This window comes from Streptomyces sp. NBC_00459 (genome assembly GCF_036013955.1).
In the GTDB taxonomy this organism is placed as follows: Bacteria; Actinomycetota; Actinomycetes; order Streptomycetales; family Streptomycetaceae; genus Streptomyces.
This window is the reverse complement of the sequence record NZ_CP107903.1, coordinates 3,768,458-3,785,456: the sequence shown is the minus strand read 5'-3', so window position 1 is coordinate 3,785,456 and position 16,999 is coordinate 3,768,458. Positions and strand designations below refer to the sequence as shown.

17 protein-coding genes are annotated in these 16,999 nt (G+C 67.0%); 15 read left to right on the top strand and 2 right to left on the bottom strand.

Going from position 1 to position 16,999, the window contains the following annotated elements; genetic code table 11:
• Positions 1-510: 510 nt before the first annotated feature.
• Positions 511-1,224 carry a Crp/Fnr family transcriptional regulator gene (locus OHN74_RS16430; protein ID WP_327695283.1) on the bottom strand — a complete coding sequence of 238 codons (714 nt, stop codon included), beginning with the start codon at positions 1,222-1,224 and terminating at the stop codon, positions 511-513.
• 412 nt (positions 1,225-1,636) lie between these two features.
• Here OHN74_RS16430 and rpsL point away from each other — a divergent pair, with 412 nt between their 5' ends.
• The 7 genes from rpsL (at position 1,637) to OHN74_RS16395 (ending at position 11,336) form a co-directional block, all read left to right on the top strand.
• Positions 1,637-2,008 carry a 30S ribosomal protein S12 gene (gene rpsL / locus OHN74_RS16425; RefSeq protein ID WP_003948652.1) on the top strand — a complete coding sequence of 124 codons (372 nt, stop codon included), beginning with the start codon at positions 1,637-1,639 and terminating at the stop codon, positions 2,006-2,008.
• Between the two features lie 3 nt (positions 2,009-2,011).
• Positions 2,012-2,482: a 30S ribosomal protein S7 gene (gene rpsG, locus OHN74_RS16420; protein WP_005481264.1), complete on the top strand. Its 471-nt coding sequence runs from the start codon at positions 2,012-2,014 to the stop codon at positions 2,480-2,482.
• A 39-nt stretch (positions 2,483-2,521) separates the two neighbouring features.
• Positions 2,522-4,651 (top strand): elongation factor G, encoded by a 2,130-nt coding sequence (fusA, locus tag OHN74_RS16415; RefSeq protein WP_327695282.1) that lies wholly within the window; start codon positions 2,522-2,524, stop codon positions 4,649-4,651.
• Between the two features lie 143 nt (positions 4,652-4,794).
• Positions 4,795-5,988, top strand: coding sequence for an elongation factor Tu (gene tuf, locus OHN74_RS16410; RefSeq protein ID WP_053746355.1), 1,194 nt, complete (start codon positions 4,795-4,797; stop codon positions 5,986-5,988).
• Between the two features lie 205 nt (positions 5,989-6,193).
• Positions 6,194-9,307 carry a glycosyl hydrolase 115 family protein gene (locus OHN74_RS16405; RefSeq protein ID WP_327695280.1) on the top strand — a complete coding sequence of 1,038 codons (3,114 nt, stop codon included), beginning with the start codon at positions 6,194-6,196 and terminating at the stop codon, positions 9,305-9,307.
• A 37-nt stretch (positions 9,308-9,344) separates the two neighbouring features.
• Complete coding sequence (locus OHN74_RS16400) at positions 9,345-10,412, top strand: endo-1,4-beta-xylanase (protein WP_327695278.1); 1,068 nt, start codon at positions 9,345-9,347, stop codon at positions 10,410-10,412.
• Between the two features lie 96 nt (positions 10,413-10,508).
• The gene (locus tag OHN74_RS16395; protein ID WP_327695277.1) at positions 10,509-11,336 is read left to right on the top strand and encodes a hypothetical protein; all 828 of its coding nucleotides are present in this window, start codon (positions 10,509-10,511) and stop codon (positions 11,334-11,336) included.
• A 5-nt stretch (positions 11,337-11,341) separates the two neighbouring features.
• On the opposite strand, the gene OHN74_RS16390 is transcribed toward OHN74_RS16395, so the two are convergent.
• Positions 11,342-12,052: a hypothetical protein gene (locus OHN74_RS16390; protein ID WP_327695276.1), complete on the bottom strand. Its 711-nt coding sequence runs from the start codon at positions 12,050-12,052 to the stop codon at positions 11,342-11,344.
• Positions 12,053-12,537: 485 nt separating this feature from the next.
• Between OHN74_RS16390 and rpsJ the strand changes: the two genes are divergently transcribed.
• From rpsJ to rpsC, 8 genes are read left to right on the top strand one after another with little or no spacing between them, the layout of a single operon-like run.
• Positions 12,538-12,846: a 30S ribosomal protein S10 gene (gene rpsJ / locus OHN74_RS16385; protein WP_003948644.1), complete on the top strand. Its 309-nt coding sequence runs from the start codon at positions 12,538-12,540 to the stop codon at positions 12,844-12,846.
• A 17-nt stretch (positions 12,847-12,863) separates the two neighbouring features.
• The gene (gene rplC / locus OHN74_RS16380; RefSeq protein ID WP_053746348.1) at positions 12,864-13,508 is read left to right on the top strand and encodes a 50S ribosomal protein L3; all 645 of its coding nucleotides are present in this window, start codon (positions 12,864-12,866) and stop codon (positions 13,506-13,508) included.
• A 7-nt stretch (positions 13,509-13,515) separates the two neighbouring features.
• A complete protein-coding gene (gene rplD, locus OHN74_RS16375; protein ID WP_327695275.1) occupies positions 13,516-14,172 on the top strand; it encodes a 50S ribosomal protein L4 in 657 nt (218 codons plus the stop codon).
• Positions 14,172-14,591: a 50S ribosomal protein L23 gene (rplW, locus tag OHN74_RS16370; protein ID WP_164318987.1), complete on the top strand. Its 420-nt coding sequence runs from the start codon at positions 14,172-14,174 to the stop codon at positions 14,589-14,591. Before rplD ends, rplW begins: the two co-directional genes overlap by 1 nt.
• A 38-nt stretch (positions 14,592-14,629) precedes the next feature.
• Positions 14,630-15,466, top strand: a complete 837-nt coding sequence (gene rplB / locus OHN74_RS16365; protein ID WP_006376052.1) for a 50S ribosomal protein L2 — start codon at positions 14,630-14,632, stop codon at positions 15,464-15,466.
• Positions 15,467-15,478: 12 nt separating this feature from the next.
• Complete coding sequence (gene rpsS / locus OHN74_RS16360) at positions 15,479-15,760, top strand: 30S ribosomal protein S19 (RefSeq protein ID WP_013001415.1); 282 nt, start codon at positions 15,479-15,481, stop codon at positions 15,758-15,760.
• A gap of 42 nt (positions 15,761-15,802) precedes the next feature.
• On the top strand, positions 15,803-16,150 hold the full coding sequence (gene rplV, locus OHN74_RS16355) for a 50S ribosomal protein L22 (protein WP_052859704.1): 348 nt from the start codon (positions 15,803-15,805) through the stop codon (positions 16,148-16,150).
• Positions 16,150-16,998, top strand: coding sequence for a 30S ribosomal protein S3 (gene rpsC / locus OHN74_RS16350; RefSeq protein WP_053746346.1), 849 nt, complete (start codon positions 16,150-16,152; stop codon positions 16,996-16,998). The genes rplV and rpsC overlap by 1 nt, the downstream gene beginning before the upstream one ends.
• Position 16,999: the final 1 nt, after the last annotated feature.

Below are 16,999 nucleotides of genomic sequence, written 5' to 3'. Positions count from 1 at the left end.
GGTTGCTTGCAGCAGCGTGGCGGGTGGGGGTGGGTGTGTGTGAGGGCGGATGACGCAGTCGGAGTGTGACGGGGTACACAGAAGGGGATTTCGAGGCTGAGGTCGGCTGGTCTGCTGGGGGCGCTGCCCCCAGACCCCCGTTCGCGCTGAACGCGCTCGTCCTCAATCGCCGGACGGGCTGGAAATGCGGGCCTGCGCTTCAGATGCCTGGGTCGGCGCCTGAGATGCCGAGGCCGGCACGTGAGATGTCTAGCCCAGTGTTTGAGATGCCAAGGCCAGGGCTTGAGGTGCAGAGGCCTGTGCGCGAGATGCCAAGGCCAGGGCTTGAGGTGTCGGAGAGCGGCGCTTGAGATGCTGAGGCTGGCGCTTGAGGTGCCGAGAGCGGCGCTTGGGATGCTGAGGCTGGCGCTTGAGGTGCCGAGAGCGGCACCTGAGACGCCGAGACCGGGACCTGAGACGCCAAGGCCAGGGCTTGAGGTGTCGAGGCCGGTGCCGGCAGGGAAACCTTCGTCATCCCTCGGACGCCGCGATCTTTCGCAGGATGTCCGGGCGGCGTATCAGCATCGCCCGCCTCCCCGTTTCCACCGCCTCCTTCTCGCGCAGTTCACGCAGCAGGCGCTGGACCATCTCCCTGGAGGCGCCCACCGAGCCCGCCAGTTCCTGTTTGCTCAGGGGGACCGAGAGTTCGATGCCGTCCGGGGTGCGGCGGCCGTGGGTGCGGGCGAGGTCGAGGAGGAGTATCGCGAAGCGTTCCCGTACGTTCATGGACGCGAACTCCAGACGGCGGCGGTCCGCGGCCCGGGTACGGTCGGCCGTGAGGCCCAGCAGGGCGAACGAGACAGCTGGTGAACGGCCCAGGAAGTCCTTGAAGCGTTCGTGTTCCACGACCACCGCCCGCACCGACTCCAGCGCGGTCACCGTGGCCGACCGGGGGCGCCCGGTGAGCGCCGCCGACTCGCCGACGATGTCGCCGGGGCCGCGCAGTGAGAGAAGTGCCTCATAGCCGTTGGCCGCCGCCGCCGTGACCTTTGTCCAGCCCTGGACCAGGAAGAGGACGTGGGAGGAGGGCTCGCTCTGGTGGATCAGGGTCACCCGGGTGGCGAAATTCAGCTCGCGGCCCAGGGCCAGGAGGGCCGTGCGGTCCTCTTGTTCAAGGCGGGCGAGGAAGGGCACCCGGTCGTCCAGGCCCCCGTCGTCCGGTGAATACGCGGCCGTCCTGATCACGCTCTGCCCCCGAATCGTCGCAGCGGACGGATCAAGGTACTGAACGGGTGACACCTCAGGGCTGTAAAGGGCGCGATTCAGCCATCATGGCTCGCAATCGATCAAAGGCTGGCGGACAATGCCACAAGCGGTCAAAGGTGGGCTCGCGAGCCGTCCGAAGCCCGGCGTGTCGTACCGGCCTCCATTTGTTTTGACCGAAGTCGTTGAGGTAGGTACGCTCAGACCTTGTGCCTGGGGTGTGCCCTGGCCCTCGTGCGTGCCTTCGAACCGCACGGGGAGCCGTAAGTGACCGCCGCAATCTGCGCCCTTCCCGCCTCGCGGTGGGAGTCTGCAGTATTCGACACACCCGACCGCGTGGGTCGGCGATGTTCCAGGTTAGCTTCACCATCGGCACACAGAAACCGGAGAAGTAGTGCCTACGATCCAGCAGCTGGTCCGGAAGGGCCGGCAAGACAAGGTCGAGAAGAACAAGACGCCCGCGCTCGAGGGTTCGCCCCAGCGCCGTGGTGTCTGCACGCGTGTGTTCACGACCACCCCGAAGAAGCCGAACTCGGCCCTGCGTAAGGTCGCGCGTGTGCGTCTGACCAGCGGGATCGAGGTCACGGCTTACATTCCCGGTGAGGGACACAACCTGCAGGAGCACTCCATCGTGCTCGTGCGTGGTGGCCGTGTGAAGGACCTGCCCGGTGTTCGCTACAAGATCATCCGCGGCTCGCTTGACACCCAGGGTGTCAAGAACCGCAAGCAGGCCCGCAGCCGCTACGGCGCCAAGAAGGAGAAGTAGAAAATGCCTCGTAAGGGCCCCGCCCCGAAGCGCCCGGTCATCATCGACCCGGTCTACGGTTCTCCTCTTGTCACGTCGCTGATCAACAAGGTGCTGCTGAACGGCAAGCGCTCCACCGCCGAGCGCATCGTGTACGGCGCCATGGAGGGCCTGCGCGAGAAGACCAGCAACGACCCGGTCATCACGCTGAAGCGCGCGCTGGAGAACATCAAGCCGACCCTTGAGGTCAAGTCCCGCCGTGTCGGTGGTGCGACGTACCAGGTTCCGATCGAGGTCAAGCCCGGTCGCGCCAACACGCTCGCGCTGCGCTGGCTGGTCGGTTACTCCCGCGCCCGTCGCGAGAAGACCATGACCGAGCGTCTGCTCAACGAGCTTCTCGACGCTTCGAACGGCCTCGGTGCGGCCGTCAAGAAGCGTGAGGACACCCACAAGATGGCCGAGTCCAACAAGGCCTTCGCGCACTACCGCTGGTAGTCGCAACCCACATCGAGACCGAGAGAAGACCGAAGCCTTATGGCTACCACTTCACTTGACCTGGCCAGGGTCCGCAACATCGGGATCATGGCCCACATCGACGCGGGCAAGACGACCACCACTGAGCGGATCCTCTTCTACACCGGCGTCAGCTACAAGATCGGTGAGGTCCACGACGGCGCCGCGACCATGGACTGGATGGAGCAGGAGCAGGAGCGTGGCATCACGATCACCTCTGCTGCGACCACCTGTCACTGGCCGCTGGACGACGTCGACCACACCATCAACATCATCGACACCCCCGGGCACGTCGACTTCACCGTTGAGGTAGAGCGCTCGCTGCGCGTCCTCGACGGTGCCGTCACGGTGTTCGACGGTGTCGCGGGTGTGGAGCCGCAGTCCGAGACGGTGTGGCGTCAGGCCGACCGTTACGGCGTGCCGCGCATCTGCTTCGTGAACAAGCTCGACCGGACCGGCGCGGAGTTCCACCGCTGCGTCGACATGATCAAGGACCGGCTGGGTGCCGTTCCGATCATCATGCAGCTGCCGATCGGTTCCGAGATGGACTTCAAGGGCGTTGTGGACCTGGTCCGCATGAAGGCGCTCGTGTGGTCCGCCGAGGCGGCGAAGGGCGAGATGTACGACGTCGTCGACATCCCGGCCACGCACACCGAGGCTGCCGAGCTGTACCGCGGCCAGCTGGTCGAGACGGTCGCGGAGCACGACGACGAGATCATGGAGCTGTTCCTGGAGGGCCAGGAGCCCACCGAGGAGCAGCTGTACGCCGCGGTCCGTCGTGTCACCATCGCGTCCGGCAAGTCCGGCGGCGTCACGGTCACCCCGGTGTTCTGTGGTACCGCGTTCAAGAACAAGGGCGTCCAGCCCCTGCTCGACGCGGTCGTGCGCTACCTGCCGACCCCGCTCGACGTCGAGGCCATCGAGGGCCACGACGTGAAGGACCCCGAGCTGGTCGTCAAGCGCAAGCCGTCCGAGGACGAGCCGCTGTCCGCGCTGGCGTTCAAGATCATGAGCGACCCGCACCTCGGCAAGCTCACCTTCGTCCGGGTTTACTCGGGCCGCCTGGAGACCGGCACCGCGGTGCTGAACTCCGTCAAGGGCAAGAAGGAGCGCATCGGCAAGATCTACCGCATGCACGCGAACAAGCGTGAGGAGATCGACGCGGTGGGCGCCGGCGACATCGTCGCCGTGATGGGTCTGAAGCAGACCACGACCGGTGAGACCCTCTGTGACGACAAGAACCCGGTGATCCTGGAGTCCATGGACTTCCCGGCGCCGGTCATCCAGGTCGCCATCGAGCCCAAGTCCAAGGGTGACCAGGAGAAGCTGGGTGTAGCCATCCAGCGTCTCGCGGAGGAGGACCCCTCCTTCCACGTTCACTCGGACGAGGAGACGGGCCAGACCATCCTCGGCGGTATGGGCGAGCTGCACCTCGAGGTGCTGGTCGACCGTATGAAGCGCGAGTTCAAGGTCGAGGCCAACGTCGGCAAGCCGCAGGTCGCGTACCGTGAGACGATCCGCAAGGCCGTCGAGCGTCACGACTACACCCACAAGAAGCAGACCGGTGGTACCGGTCAGTTCGCCAAGGTGCAGATCGCGATCGAGCCCATCACCGAGTCCGACGGCCCGGCGTACGAGTTCGTCAACAAGGTGACCGGTGGCCGTATCCCCCGGGAGTACATCCCGTCGGTGGACGCCGGTGCGCAGGAGGCCATGCAGTTCGGCATCCTGGCCGGCTACGAGATGACGGGCGTCCGCGTCATTCTTCTCGACGGTGGCTACCACGAGGTCGACTCCTCCGAACTCGCGTTCAAGATCGCCGGTTCGCAGGCGTTCAAGGAGGCCGCGCGCAAGGCCTCTCCCGTGCTCCTGGAGCCGATGATGGCCGTCGAGGTCACCACGCCCGAGGAGTCGATGGGCGATGTCATCGGCGACCTCAACTCCCGCCGTGGCCAGATCCAGGCCATGGAGGAGCGCAGCGGCGCCCGCGTCGTGAAGGGCCTTGTGCCCCTCTCGGAGATGTTCGGCTACGTCGGTGACCTCCGCAGCAAGACCTCGGGTCGCGCAAGCTACTCGATGCAGTTCGACTCCTACGCCGAGGTTCCCAGGAACGTCGCCGAGGAGATCATCGCGAAGGCCAAGGGCGAGTAACACACCCCGTTTACACGCTTTAGGCTTGACACCGACCGCCGGGGAAAACCCGGGAGGGCAGACCCCGGCGGGCGGCATCCCAGCAAAGATCACCTGGCGCCGATGAGTAAGGCGTACCAGAACCACTCCGCAGGAGGACCCCAGTGGCGAAGGCAAAGTTCGAGCGGACTAAGCCGCACGTCAACATCGGCACCATCGGTCACATCGACCACGGTAAGACGACCCTCACGGCCGCCATTACCAAGGTGCTGCACGACAAGTACCCCGACCTGAACGAGGCCTCGGCCTTCGACCAGATCGACAAGGCTCCTGAAGAGCGTCAGCGCGGTATCACGATCTCGATCGCGCACGTCGAGTACCAGACGGAGGGTCGTCACTACGCCCACGTCGACTGCCCGGGTCACGCGGACTACATCAAGAACATGATCACCGGTGCCGCCCAGATGGACGGCGCGATCCTGGTCGTGGCCGCCACCGACGGCCCGATGCCGCAGACCAAGGAGCACGTGCTCCTGGCCCGCCAGGTCGGCGTGCCGTACATCGTCGTCGCGCTGAACAAGGCCGACATGGTGGACGACGAGGAGATCCTGGAGCTCGTCGAGCTCGAGGTTCGTGAGCTCCTCTCCGAGTACGAGTTCCCGGGCGACGACCTGCCGGTCGTCAAGGTCTCGGCGCTCAAGGCGCTCGAGGGCGACGCCGAGTGGGGCAAGTCGGTTCTCGACCTCATGGCTGCTGTCGACGAGGCGATCCCGACCCCCGAGCGTGACGTCGACAAGCCGTTCCTCATGCCCGTCGAGGACGTCTTCACGATCACCGGTCGCGGTACGGTCGTCACCGGCCGTATCGAGCGTGGTGTCCTGAAGGTCAACGAGACCGTTGACATCATCGGCATCAAGCAGGAGAAGACCACCACCACGGTCACCGGCATCGAGATGTTCCGCAAGCTGCTCGACGAGGGCCAGGCGGGCGAGAACGTCGGTCTGCTCCTCCGTGGCATCAAGCGCGAGGACGTCGAGCGCGGCCAGGTCATCATCAAGCCCGGCTCGGTCACCCCGCACACCTCGTTCGAGGCGCAGGCGTACATCCTGTCCAAGGACGAGGGCGGCCGTCACACGCCGTTCTTCAACAACTACCGTCCCCAGTTCTACTTCCGCACCACGGACGTGACCGGTGTCGTTACCCTCCCCGAGGGCACCGAGATGGTCATGCCGGGCGACAACACCGAGATGAGCGTCGAGCTCATCCAGCCCATCGCCATGGAAGAGGGCCTGAAGTTCGCCATCCGTGAGGGTGGCCGGACCGTGGGCGCCGGCCAGGTCATCAAGATCAACAAGTAGTCCTTGTTGGCTTGAGAGCCTGACCCCGGTATCTCTCACGAGCTACCTGAAGAGGCCCGTACGACTTCGGTCGTGCGGGCCTCTTTGCTTTTCCGGCTTTGCTGTTACGAAAGTATTCGGCGCGTACGACCCATTGTTCACTCCGTGCACCCACCCCAACATTTGTCATGCCACTGACCAAATTCGGCGGAGGGGTGGGTGCGTCATGTCTGGGGCCGTCAGCCGTAGAGCTGTCCTTGGGGCCGGTCTCGCGGCGGTGCCGGTGCTGTCGGGGGTCGCGTGGGCGGGGGAGGGCGCGGTGCGCCGCACGGACTCCGGCGCGTACATCTCGTTCACCGGCGGCGCGTTCGCGGTCGTCGGGGCGCCGGTCGTCGTCAGCGCCGAGGACCACCCCGGCGTCGTACGGGTCGCCGGTGACCTGCGGGACGACATCGAACGCGTCACGGGCGTACGTCCGGCCGCGACCGTCGCCCGCGAGGTGATCCTCGTCGGCACGATCGGCCGCAGCCCGCTGATCGACGGTCTGATCCGGGCCGGCAAGCTGGACGTCAAGGGCATCGCGGGCCGCTGGGAGACCTCGCTCCAGACCGTCGTGGAGCGTCCGATGCCGGGTGTCGACCGGGCGTTCGTCATCGCGGGCAGCGACCCGCGCGGCACGATCTTCGGCGCGTACGACGTCTCGTACGGCATCGGGGTCTCGCCCTGGTACTGGTGGGACGACGTACCCCCGGTCCACCGGGACGCGGTGTACGTGCTGCCGGGGAGGCATACGCAGGGCACCCCGGCCGTGAAGTACCGGGGCATCTTCATCAACGACGAGAACCCGGCGCTGGGGACCTGGGCCCCTCGTTTCTTCGGCCCCGGGAAGGCGCCGGGCCACCCCGGAGGCTTCAACGCCGACTTCTTCGAGCGGGTCTTCGAGGTGCTGCTGCGCCTGAAGGCCAACTACCTCTGGCCGGCCGTGTGGGGCAGGGCGTTCGCCGAGGACGACCCGGAGAACCATGCTCGGGCGAAGGCGTACGGCATCGTCATGGGCACGTCCCACGAGGCGCCGATGATGCGGGGCATCGAGGAGTGGAACCGGCACGCGGTACCGGCGGTGCGCGACAGCGCGGGGAATGTGGTGACTCCCGGGCGGGACCCGTACGGGGGCACGGGCGAGTGGTCGTACCGGCGGAACGCGGCGGCCGTCCGGGCGTACTGGCGCGACGGCATCCGGCGGATGGTCGACCAGGGCTTCGAGGGCGTCGTCACCCTGGGCATGCGCGGCAACGGCGACACGAGCCTGCCGGACGGCGACGGCATCGAGCTGATGCGGGAGATCATCGAGACGCAGCGCGGGATCATCGCCGAGGTGACCGGGAAGCCCGTAGGGGAGACCCCGCAGGTGTGGACCCTGTACAAGGAGGTCCAGCGCTACTGGGACCGGGGTCTACGGGTCCCCGGCGACGTCACCGTCGTCCTGACCGACGACAACTGGGGCAACATCCGCAAGCACCCGGACCCGGCGGAACCGGCGAGGAGCGGCGGCTACGGCCTGTACTACCACTTCGACTATGTGGGCGTCGGCCGCAACTACAAGTGGGTGGACACCGCCAACCTCCACAACCTCTGGGACCAGCTCCACCAGGCCCACGCGTACGGGAACCACGGACTGTGGGTGACGAACGTCGGCGACCTGAAGGGGAACGAACTGCCCACGGAGTTCTTCCTCGACTACGCCTGGAATCCGGCCCGTTGGGACCTGGCGAACCTGGAGGAGTGGGAGCGGCGGTACGCCCGCCAGAACTTCGGCGCCGAACACGCGGCGGCGATCGCCTCGGTGCTCGCCGAGTACGGGCAGCTGCAGGCCCGCCGCAAGCCCGAGTTGCTCAACCGCCGCATCACGCTCAACCCCGCGAAGGACCCGACGAAGGACGAGTCGGCGATCGTGTACGACGACCAGGAGACCCCCTTCTTCTTCGGCCACCGGGAGTTGGAGCGGGCGACGGAGGAGTGGCAGGGGCTGGCGAGGGAGGCGGAGCGGGTGCGCAGACGCCTGCCCGCCCGGGTGCAGGACGCGTGGTACGAGCTCGTCGGGTACGAGGTGGAGGCGACCGCGAACCTGTACGGCCTGCGCGAGGCCGAGTTCAAGAACCTCCTGTACGCGGCCCAGGGGCGGGCGGCGACGAACGACCTTGCGGCAGAGGCGGAGGAGGGCCTGGAGCGGGACTTCGCGCTGGCCGACCGCTTCAACCACCAGGTGGCGGACGGCAAGTGGGAGGGCTTCCAGACCCAGCCGCACATCGACTACGGAGACGTGGCACGGTACGGCCCCAACGCGCCCTGGCAGCAGCCCGAGAAGGACAACGTGGCGCTCCCGGACGTGCTGTTCCCTGCCGTGCGGCGCGTGGAGCTGCCGGTGGGCGCGGAGTTGGGGGTGGCGGTCGACGGCTCGGAGGACTCGGGCGAGTGGTGGCCGGGGGGATCCTCCGGTTCGGCCGCGCTGCCGGTGTTCAGCCCGTACCAGACGCGGCCCGACCAGTACGTCGAGGTGTTCAACCGGGGGCGTACGCCGTTCGAGTACCGGGTGGAGTCGTCGGTGCCGTGGCTGGTGGTGGACCGGCCGAGGGGGCAGGTCGAGCAGCAGGTGCGCCTGACGGTGTCGGTGGACTGGGCGCGGGTGCCGGACGGCGACCGTGCGGAAGCTTCGTTGACGGTGTCGGGCGCGGGGGCGTCGGTGACCGTCGGGTGCGTCGCGGAGAAACCTTCGCGTAGGCAGCGGCGGGGGCTGCGGGGGTTTGTGGAGGCGGGGGGCTATGTGGCTATCGACGCTGCCAACTACACCCGGCAAGTGGGGAGTTGGCGGCGGCTGGACCGCATCGGCCGCACGGGCGCGGGGATGACGCCGTGGCCGGTGACGGCTCCGCGCCGGACGCCGGGTGGGGCTTCGGGTGAGGTCTCGCCGCGGTTGGAGTACGAGGTCAGCCTGCTGTCGGCGGGTGAGGTGACGGTGTGGGCGTATCTGTCGCCGCGCAACCCGACGCTCCCGACGGGCGGGCTGCGCTACGCGGTGTCGTTCGACGAGGCCGAGCCGCAGCAGGTCGACATCCACGCGGTCACGGGTGCGGACGACGGCCGGATGAACAAGCAGTGGGCCCGCCACACCTCCGACAACGTGAACGTGACGGCGACGAGGCACGCGGTCGCCGCGGCGGGCGTCCACCGGCTGAAGTTCTGGGTGGTCGACCCGACGGTGGTGGTGCAGCGGCTGGTGATCGACACGGGCGGGCTGACACCGACGTATCTGGGGCCGCTGGAGAGCCGTCGCGTCCGCTGAGCACATACAGGCAACACACCAAGTGAGGGGACCGCACATGAACGTCTTCCGCATGCCCGTTTCGGCGGCGGTACTGGGCTCGATGCTGGTGATCGCGGGTGTGGGTGCGCAGCCCGCGTCGGCGCACCCACACCCCGTCCCGCTGAGGGCGCTGGCGGCCGGTACCGGCGTACGTATCGGCACCGCTGTTGACATGGCGGCGCTGGCCGACGACACGACGTACCGCAGGACCACTGCACGGGAGTTCGACTCGGTGACCGCCGAGAACGTCATGAAGTGGGAGTCGGTGGAGCCGAGCCGGGGGACGTACGACTGGCAGCCGGCGGACGACCTGGTGCGCTTCGCACGGGCGCACGGGCAGGCGGTGCGAGGGCACACGCTGGTGTGGCACAACCAGTTGCCGGGGTGGCTGACGACGGGGGTGGCGGACGGCTCGATAGGAGCGACCGAGCTGCGGGGCATTCTCCGGGACCACATCACCAAGCAGGTGAAGCGGTACAAGGGCAGGATCTACCAGTGGGACGTGGTGAACGAGGTCTTCGAGGAGGACGGTTCACCGCGGAACTCGATCTGGTTGCAGCAGTTGGGGCCCTCGTACATCGAGGACGCCTTCCGCTGGGCCCACGCGGCCGACCCGAAGGCCAAGCTGTTCCTGAACGACTACAACGTCGAGGGGATCAACGCGAAGTCGACCGCCTACTACGACTTGGCGAAGCGGCTGCGGTCGGAAGGGGTCCCGGTACAGGGCTTCGGCATCCAGGGGCACCTGGCCATCCAGTACGGCTTCCCGGGCCAGGTCGCCGAGAACCTCGCCCGCTTCGAGAAGCTGGGCATGCAGACGGCGTTCACCGAGGTCGACGTACGGATGATCCTCCCGGTGGACGAGACGAAACTGGCGACGCAGGCGACGTACTTCCGCGGGCTGCTGGACGCCTGTGTCCAGGCGCGCCGGTGCACCTCCTTCACCGTGTGGGGCTTCAGCGACAAGTACTCGTGGGTGCCGGGTGTCTTCGGCGGACAGGGGGCGGCGACGCTGATGGACGAGGAGTTCGGGCGGAAGCCGGCGTTCACGGCGGTGGGGGAGGGGCTGAGGGCGGGGGACTGACGGTTTCGGTGAGACCGACGTCGACCGCCCAGTTGATCGCACCGATGTAGCCTTTCCGCTCCCTTTGGAAGCCCTTGGGACATCGGAGAGGTCTGAATGAACCGAAGACGTACCGCCGCCGTGATCGCGACAGCCGGAGCCCTCGCGCTCTCGCTGCTCAACGCCCCGGCCGCGCAGGCGAAGGACACGGGCATCGTCGTGTCGGACCTTGTCATCAACAACGGCAAGCCGATCGTGGTCGGCACGGCGATCGTGGAGCCGCCCGTCACCTTCAATATCGAGCTGCCTCCCGGGTACAGCACTGACCACCCGTTCCGCTACTACGCGGAGCCCTTCCTGTATCGGGGAAGTCTGACGCAGGCGGCCGACACCGGCGACAGCTACATAGGGCTGGGCGGATACACCTGCTACGACGTCAGTTCCAAGAAGGCCCGCTGCGAGGCCACCCTCTACATCGATCCCCATCCGTCCCGCGGGCAGATCGACTCCAACAGCGACGCCACCAACTGGAAGATCGCTGTGTCGCTGCGGCTGTTCAAGGCCGACGAGGTCACTCCTGAGGCCCAGGAGTTCGAGACAAGGCCCGGAGGTGTCTCCCTCCGCCGCGCCGCCAAGCTCTCCGTCGCCGACGCCACCCCCGAGCCCGTCACCAAGGGCAAGCTGCTCACCCTGACGAGCAAGCTCACCCGGGCGAACTGGACCACCCACAAGAACGGCCCCTACGCCGGCAGCACGGTGAGTCTCCAGTTCCGCGCGAAGAACGCCACGACGTTCAAGACGCTGAAGAAGGTCACCACCAACAGTGCGGGTGCCCTCCGTACGACCGTCACCGCCTCCACCGACGGATTCTTCCGGTGGGTGTACTACGGCAACTCGACGACCGGTACCGCGACCAGCGCCCAGGACTACATCGACGTCCGCTGATCCGGTCAGTGACTGAGCCTCGCGCCCAGCAGCGGCAGCAACCGCTCCCGCAGTACCCGCCGGGCCGGGTCCAAGGACGCCCACAGGAGTTTGTGGCGGGTGCCGTCCGTCATGGCCACCTCCAGGCCGGAGGTGGCCACCCCGCCGTGCAGGCGTGCCGTGGCCATCCCTGCGAACGGGATCAGCTTGTTCGTGGGGTGGGCCGTCAGGACGGTCTCCGGGTCGTAGGTGATGGGCCGGTACGGGTCCTGTGCCGTCAGGCCGGAGCCCGTGCCGTTGCCGTTCATCAACGTCGTCATGAAGCCGCTGCGGATACGCAGCAGGCCATCGGGGAGCAGCCACAGCTCGCCGTGGATCCAGTCCAGCCAGCCGGTCGTACAGGATTTGGTCAGCAGGCGGGCCTGTGCGTGGCGTATGCGGGCCGCCCGGGTCACCGCCCCCGTCAGTACCGCGCTCCACTCGTCCAGGGACGCGACCTGGTGACGTTCCTCGACGGTCTCGGCCGCCGAGAGGAACACGGCACGGGCGTGGCCGGACTCGTACAGTTGTATGACCATGAGCGGGATCTGCCAGGACGGGGACGTGATCCGCACCTCCACCACGCGCCCGTCCGCCGCCCACAGGTCGTCCGAGGCCCGTATGCCCTGCGCCCGCCAGTCCCGTATGTGGGACTCCAGGCGCGCCGCCGCCCTGTTCAGGTCCATGTCATGCGTCACACCAGGATCATGGCCGATGCCGCCGACCGGGGGACACGCCCCGCGAGGGTTTGACCTTCGTCACCCTGCGGGTATTCTCTCCGGCTCGATTGGCGGAGGCCCTGCCCCGTATGGCAGACTGTCGGAGTTGCTCGGTCGAGCGCCGATGTTGCGCGCCTCCCGTCGGGAGGACCGGAAGCGAGTCCCACAGTACTCGTCGCCTCAACTGCCGTAAGGCAGCGCTGGGGCGGACGTACGGGAATCTTCCGGGAAGTGTCAGCGGGGTGCAGACCAGGCGCCCGGTGGCCATGCATCTAGCGGATTTAGATGCAGCCCAGCCCCCGGTCCTGCGGTTGCTTTCGGGCGGGCCGCGTCCCTCGTAGGGAAATCCCTAGCGGATATCTGTGCGGCAGGAGCGCGACACACCCGACCGCGTGGGTCGGAGGACGGGACCCGAACCTCCGGGTTGCAGAGCGTTTCACTAGACAAAGGACTACTGAGTAGCCATGGCGGGACAGAAGATCCGCATCCGGCTCAAGGCCTACGACCACGAGGTCATCGATTCCTCGGCGAAGAAGATCGTCGAGACGGTGACGCGAACTGGTGCGTCGGTCGCGGGCCCGGTGCCGCTGCCCACTGAGAAGAACGTGTACTGCGTCATCAAGTCGCCGCACAAGTACAAGGACTCTCGCGAGCACTTCGAGATGCGCACGCACAAGCGCCTGATCGACATTCTCGACCCGACGCCCAAGACCGTTGACTCTTTGATGCGACTCGACCTCCCGGCCGGTGTCGACATCGAGATCAAGCTCTAGGGGACGGTGATCTGAGAATGGCTAAGCAGATCAAGGGCATCCTGGGCGAGAAGCTCGGCATGACGCAGGTGTGGGACGAGAACAACCGTGTTGTTCCCGTCACCGTCGTCAAGGCCGGTCCGAACGTCGTGACCCAGGTCCGTACGAATGACTCCGACGGCTACGAGTCGGTCCAGATCGCCTTCGGCGAGATCGACCCTCGCAAGGTGAACAAGCCCCTCAAGGGTCACTTCGCCAAGGCTGACGTCACCCCCCGCCGCCACCTCGTCGAGATCCGTACCGCTGACGCCAGCGAGTACACCCTCGGCCAGGAGATCACCGCCGAGACCTTCGAGGCCGGCGTCAAGGTGGATGTGACCGGCAACAGCAAGGGCAAGGGCTTCGCCGGTGTCATGAAGCGTCACAACTTCAAGGGCCTCGGCGCCGGCCACGGTGTCCAGCGCAAGCACCGCTCTCCCGGCTCGATCGGTGGCTGTGCCACCCCCGGCCGTGTGTTCAAGGGCGTCCGCATGGCGGGCCGCATGGGCAACGAGCGGGTCACCACCCAGAACCTGACCGTCCACGCCGTTGACGCGGAGAAGGGTCTGCTGCTCATCAAGGGCGCGATTCCTGGTCCGAACGGCGGCCTCGTCCTGGTCCGCACCGCGGCCAAGGGGGCCTGAGGTACCGATGAGCACTGTTGACATCCTTTCGCCCGCTGGCGAGAAGACCGGAAGCGTCGAGCTCCCCGCGGAGATCTTCGACGTAGAGAAGATCAGCATCCCGCTGCTTCACCAGGTCGTCGTCGCACAGCTGGCCGCTGCCCGTCAGGGCACGCACAAGACCAAGACCCGCGCCGAGGTCCGTGGTGGCGGTAGGAAGCCCTACCGTCAGAAGGGCACCGGCCGCGCCCGTCAGGGTTCGACCCGTGCGCCGCAGTTCGCCGGCGGTGGCGTCGTTCACGGCCCCACCCCGCGTGACTACTCGCAGCGGACCCCGAAGAAGATGAAGGCCGCGGCCCTGCGCCACGCCCTCACCGACCGGGCCCGCAACGCTCGTATCCACGTCATCACCGGCGTGATCGAGGGCGACACCCCCTCCACCAAGGCCGCGAAGAGCTTCCTCGGCAAGGTCAGCGAGCGCAAGAACGTGCTCCTGGTCATCGAGCGCTCCGACGAGGCCGGGCTGCTTTCCGCCCGCAACCTGCCCCAGGTGCACATCCTGGACCCGGGCCAGCTGAACACGTACGACGTTCTCGTCTCGGACGACGTGGTCTTCACCCAGGCCGCTTTCGAGTCCTTCGTGTCCGGCCCCAAGGCCACTGACACCGAAGGGAGCGAGGTCTGATGGCGATCCGTCACCCCGCCATTGCCTCCAAGGCGGCCAAGGCCGCCAAGGCCGCGCGCGTCGCCAAGGCGAAGCGTCACGAGGCCGAGGGCAAGAACACCGTCGTCACGCCGGTCAGCAAGTCGTACACGGACCCCCGTGACGTCCTGCTGAAGCCGGTCGTGTCCGAGAAGAGCTACGCGCTCATCGACGAGAACAAGTACACGTTCATCGTCGCTCCCGGCACCAACAAGACCCAGATCAAGCAGGCCGTCCAGGCGGTCTTCTCGGTCAAGGTCACCGGGGTCAACACGATCAACCGCATCGGCAAGCGCAAGCGCACCAAGAGCGGTTTCGGTAAGCGCGCTGACACCAAGCGCGCGATCGTGACCCTCGCCGAGGGCGACCGTATCGACATCTTCGGCGGTCCGGCCGCGTAAGCGGGTCGGATCGTCCGATATCGGACGAGGACTGAGAAATGGGAATCCGCAAGTACAAGCCGACTACGCCGGGCCGCCGTGGCTCCAGCGTCGCCGACTTCGTCGAGGTCACGCGGTCCACGCCGGAGAAGTCGCTGGTTCGCCCCCTGCACAGCAAGGGCGGCCGTAACAATTCCGGTCGTGTGACCGTTCGCCACCAGGGTGGCGGACACAAGCGCGCCTACCGCGTCATCGACTTCCGTCGCCATGACAAGGACGGCGTGCCGGCGAAGGTCGCGCACATCGAGTACGACCCCAACCGCACCGCGCGCATCGCGCTGCTGCACTACGCGGACGGCGAGAAGCGCTACATCCTCGCCCCCCGCAACCTGTCGCAGGGTGACCGCGTCGAGAACGGTCCTGGGGCCGACATCAAGCCGGGCAACAACCTGGCGCTCCGCAACATCCCGGTCGGTACCACGATCCACGCGATCGAGATCCGTCCCGGTGGCGGCGCCAAGTTCGCCCGCTCCGCCGGTGCCTCGGTGCAGCTGCTGGCGAAGGAGGGCACGATGGCCCACCTTCGTATGCCCTCCGGTGAGATCCGCCTGGTCGACCAGCGCTGCCGCGCCACGGTCGGCGAGGTCGGCAACGCCGAGCAGAGCAACATCAACTGGGGCAAGGCCGGCCGCAAGCGCTGGCTGGGCGTCCGCCCGACCGTCCGCGGTGTGGCGATGAACCCGGTTGACCACCCGCACGGTGGTGGTGAAGGCAAGACCTCCGGTGGTCGTCACCCGGTCTCGCCGTGGGGTCAGAAGGAGGGTCGTACTCGTTCGCCGAAGAAGGCTTCGAACAAGTACATCGTCCGCCGCCGCAAGACGAACAAGAAGCGCTAGGAGCGGGTTTAGATGCCGCGCAGTCTCAAGAAGGGACCCTTCGTCGACGGACACCTCATCAAGAAGGTGGACGTACAGAACGAAGCCGGTACCAAGAACGTCATCAAGACCTGGTCCCGTCGCTCGATGATCATCCCGGCCATGCTCGGCCACACGATCGCGGTGCACAACGGCAAGACCCACATCCCGGTGTTTGTCACCGAGTCGATGGTCGGCCACAAGCTCGGCGAGTTCTCGCCGACGCGCACCTTCCGGGGTCACGTCAAGGACGACCGGAAGTCGAAGCGCCGCTAACGCGGGGTGGAATCGACCATGACAGACACTGGAAGGACAACCATGGAAGCCAGGGCCCAGGCGCGGTACATCCGCGTTACGCCCATGAAGGCCCGCCGCGTGGTGGACCTTATCCGTGGCATGGATGCCACGGAGGCTCAGGCGGTCCTGCGTTTCGCCCCGCAGGCCGCGAGCGTGCCGGTCGGCAAGGTGCTTGACAGCGCCATCGCCAACGCCGCACACAACTACGACCACACCGACGCCGGCAGCCTCGTCATCACCGAGGCGTACGTCGACGAGGGTCCGACTCTGAAGCGGTTCCGTCCGCGTGCCCAGGGTCGCGCCTACCGGATCCGCAAGCGGACCAGCCACATCACCGTGGTCGTCAGCAGCAAGGAAGGAACCCGGTAATGGGCCAGAAGGTTAACCCGCATGGGTTCCGGCTCGGCATCACCACGGACTTCAAGTCCCGGTGGTACGCCGACAAGCTGTACAAGGACTACGTCGGTGAAGACGTCGCCATCCGTCGGATGATGACGTCCGGCATGGAGCGCGCCGGCATCTCGAAGGTTGAGATCGAGCGCACCCGTGACCGCGTCCGCGTCGACATCCACACCGCGCGTCCGGGCATCGTCATCGGCCGCCGTGGCGCCGAGGCCGACCGTATCCGCGGCGACCTGGAGAAGCTGACCAAGAAGCAGGTCCAGCTCAACATCCTCGAGGTCAAGAACCCCGAGCTCGACGCTCAGCTGGTCGCTCAGGCCGTCGCCGAGCAGCTGTCCTCGCGTGTCTCCTTCCGTCGGGCCATGCGTAAGAGCATGCAGTCGACGATGAAGGCCGGCGCCAAGGGCATCAAGATCCAGTGCGGTGGCCGTCTCGGCGGCGCCGAGATGTCCCGCTCGGAGTTCTACCGCGAGGGCCGTGTGCCCCTGCACACGCTCCGCGCGAACGTGGACTACGGCTTCTTCGAGGCCAAGACGACCTTCGGCCGTATCGGTGTGAAGGTCTGGATCTACAAGGGCGACGTCAAGAACATCGCCGAGGTCCGCGCCGAGAACGCTGCTGCCCGTGCGGGTAACCGCCCGGCCCGCGGCGGTGCCGGTGGCGGCAGCGACCGTCCGGCCCGTGGTGGTGGCCGTGGTGGCGAGCGTGGCGGCCGCGGCCGCAAGCCGCAGCAGGCTCCCGCTGCCGAGGCCCCCAAGGCCGAGGCTCCGGCGGCTGCCGCTCCGGCTGCTGAAAGCACCGGAACGGAGGCCTGAC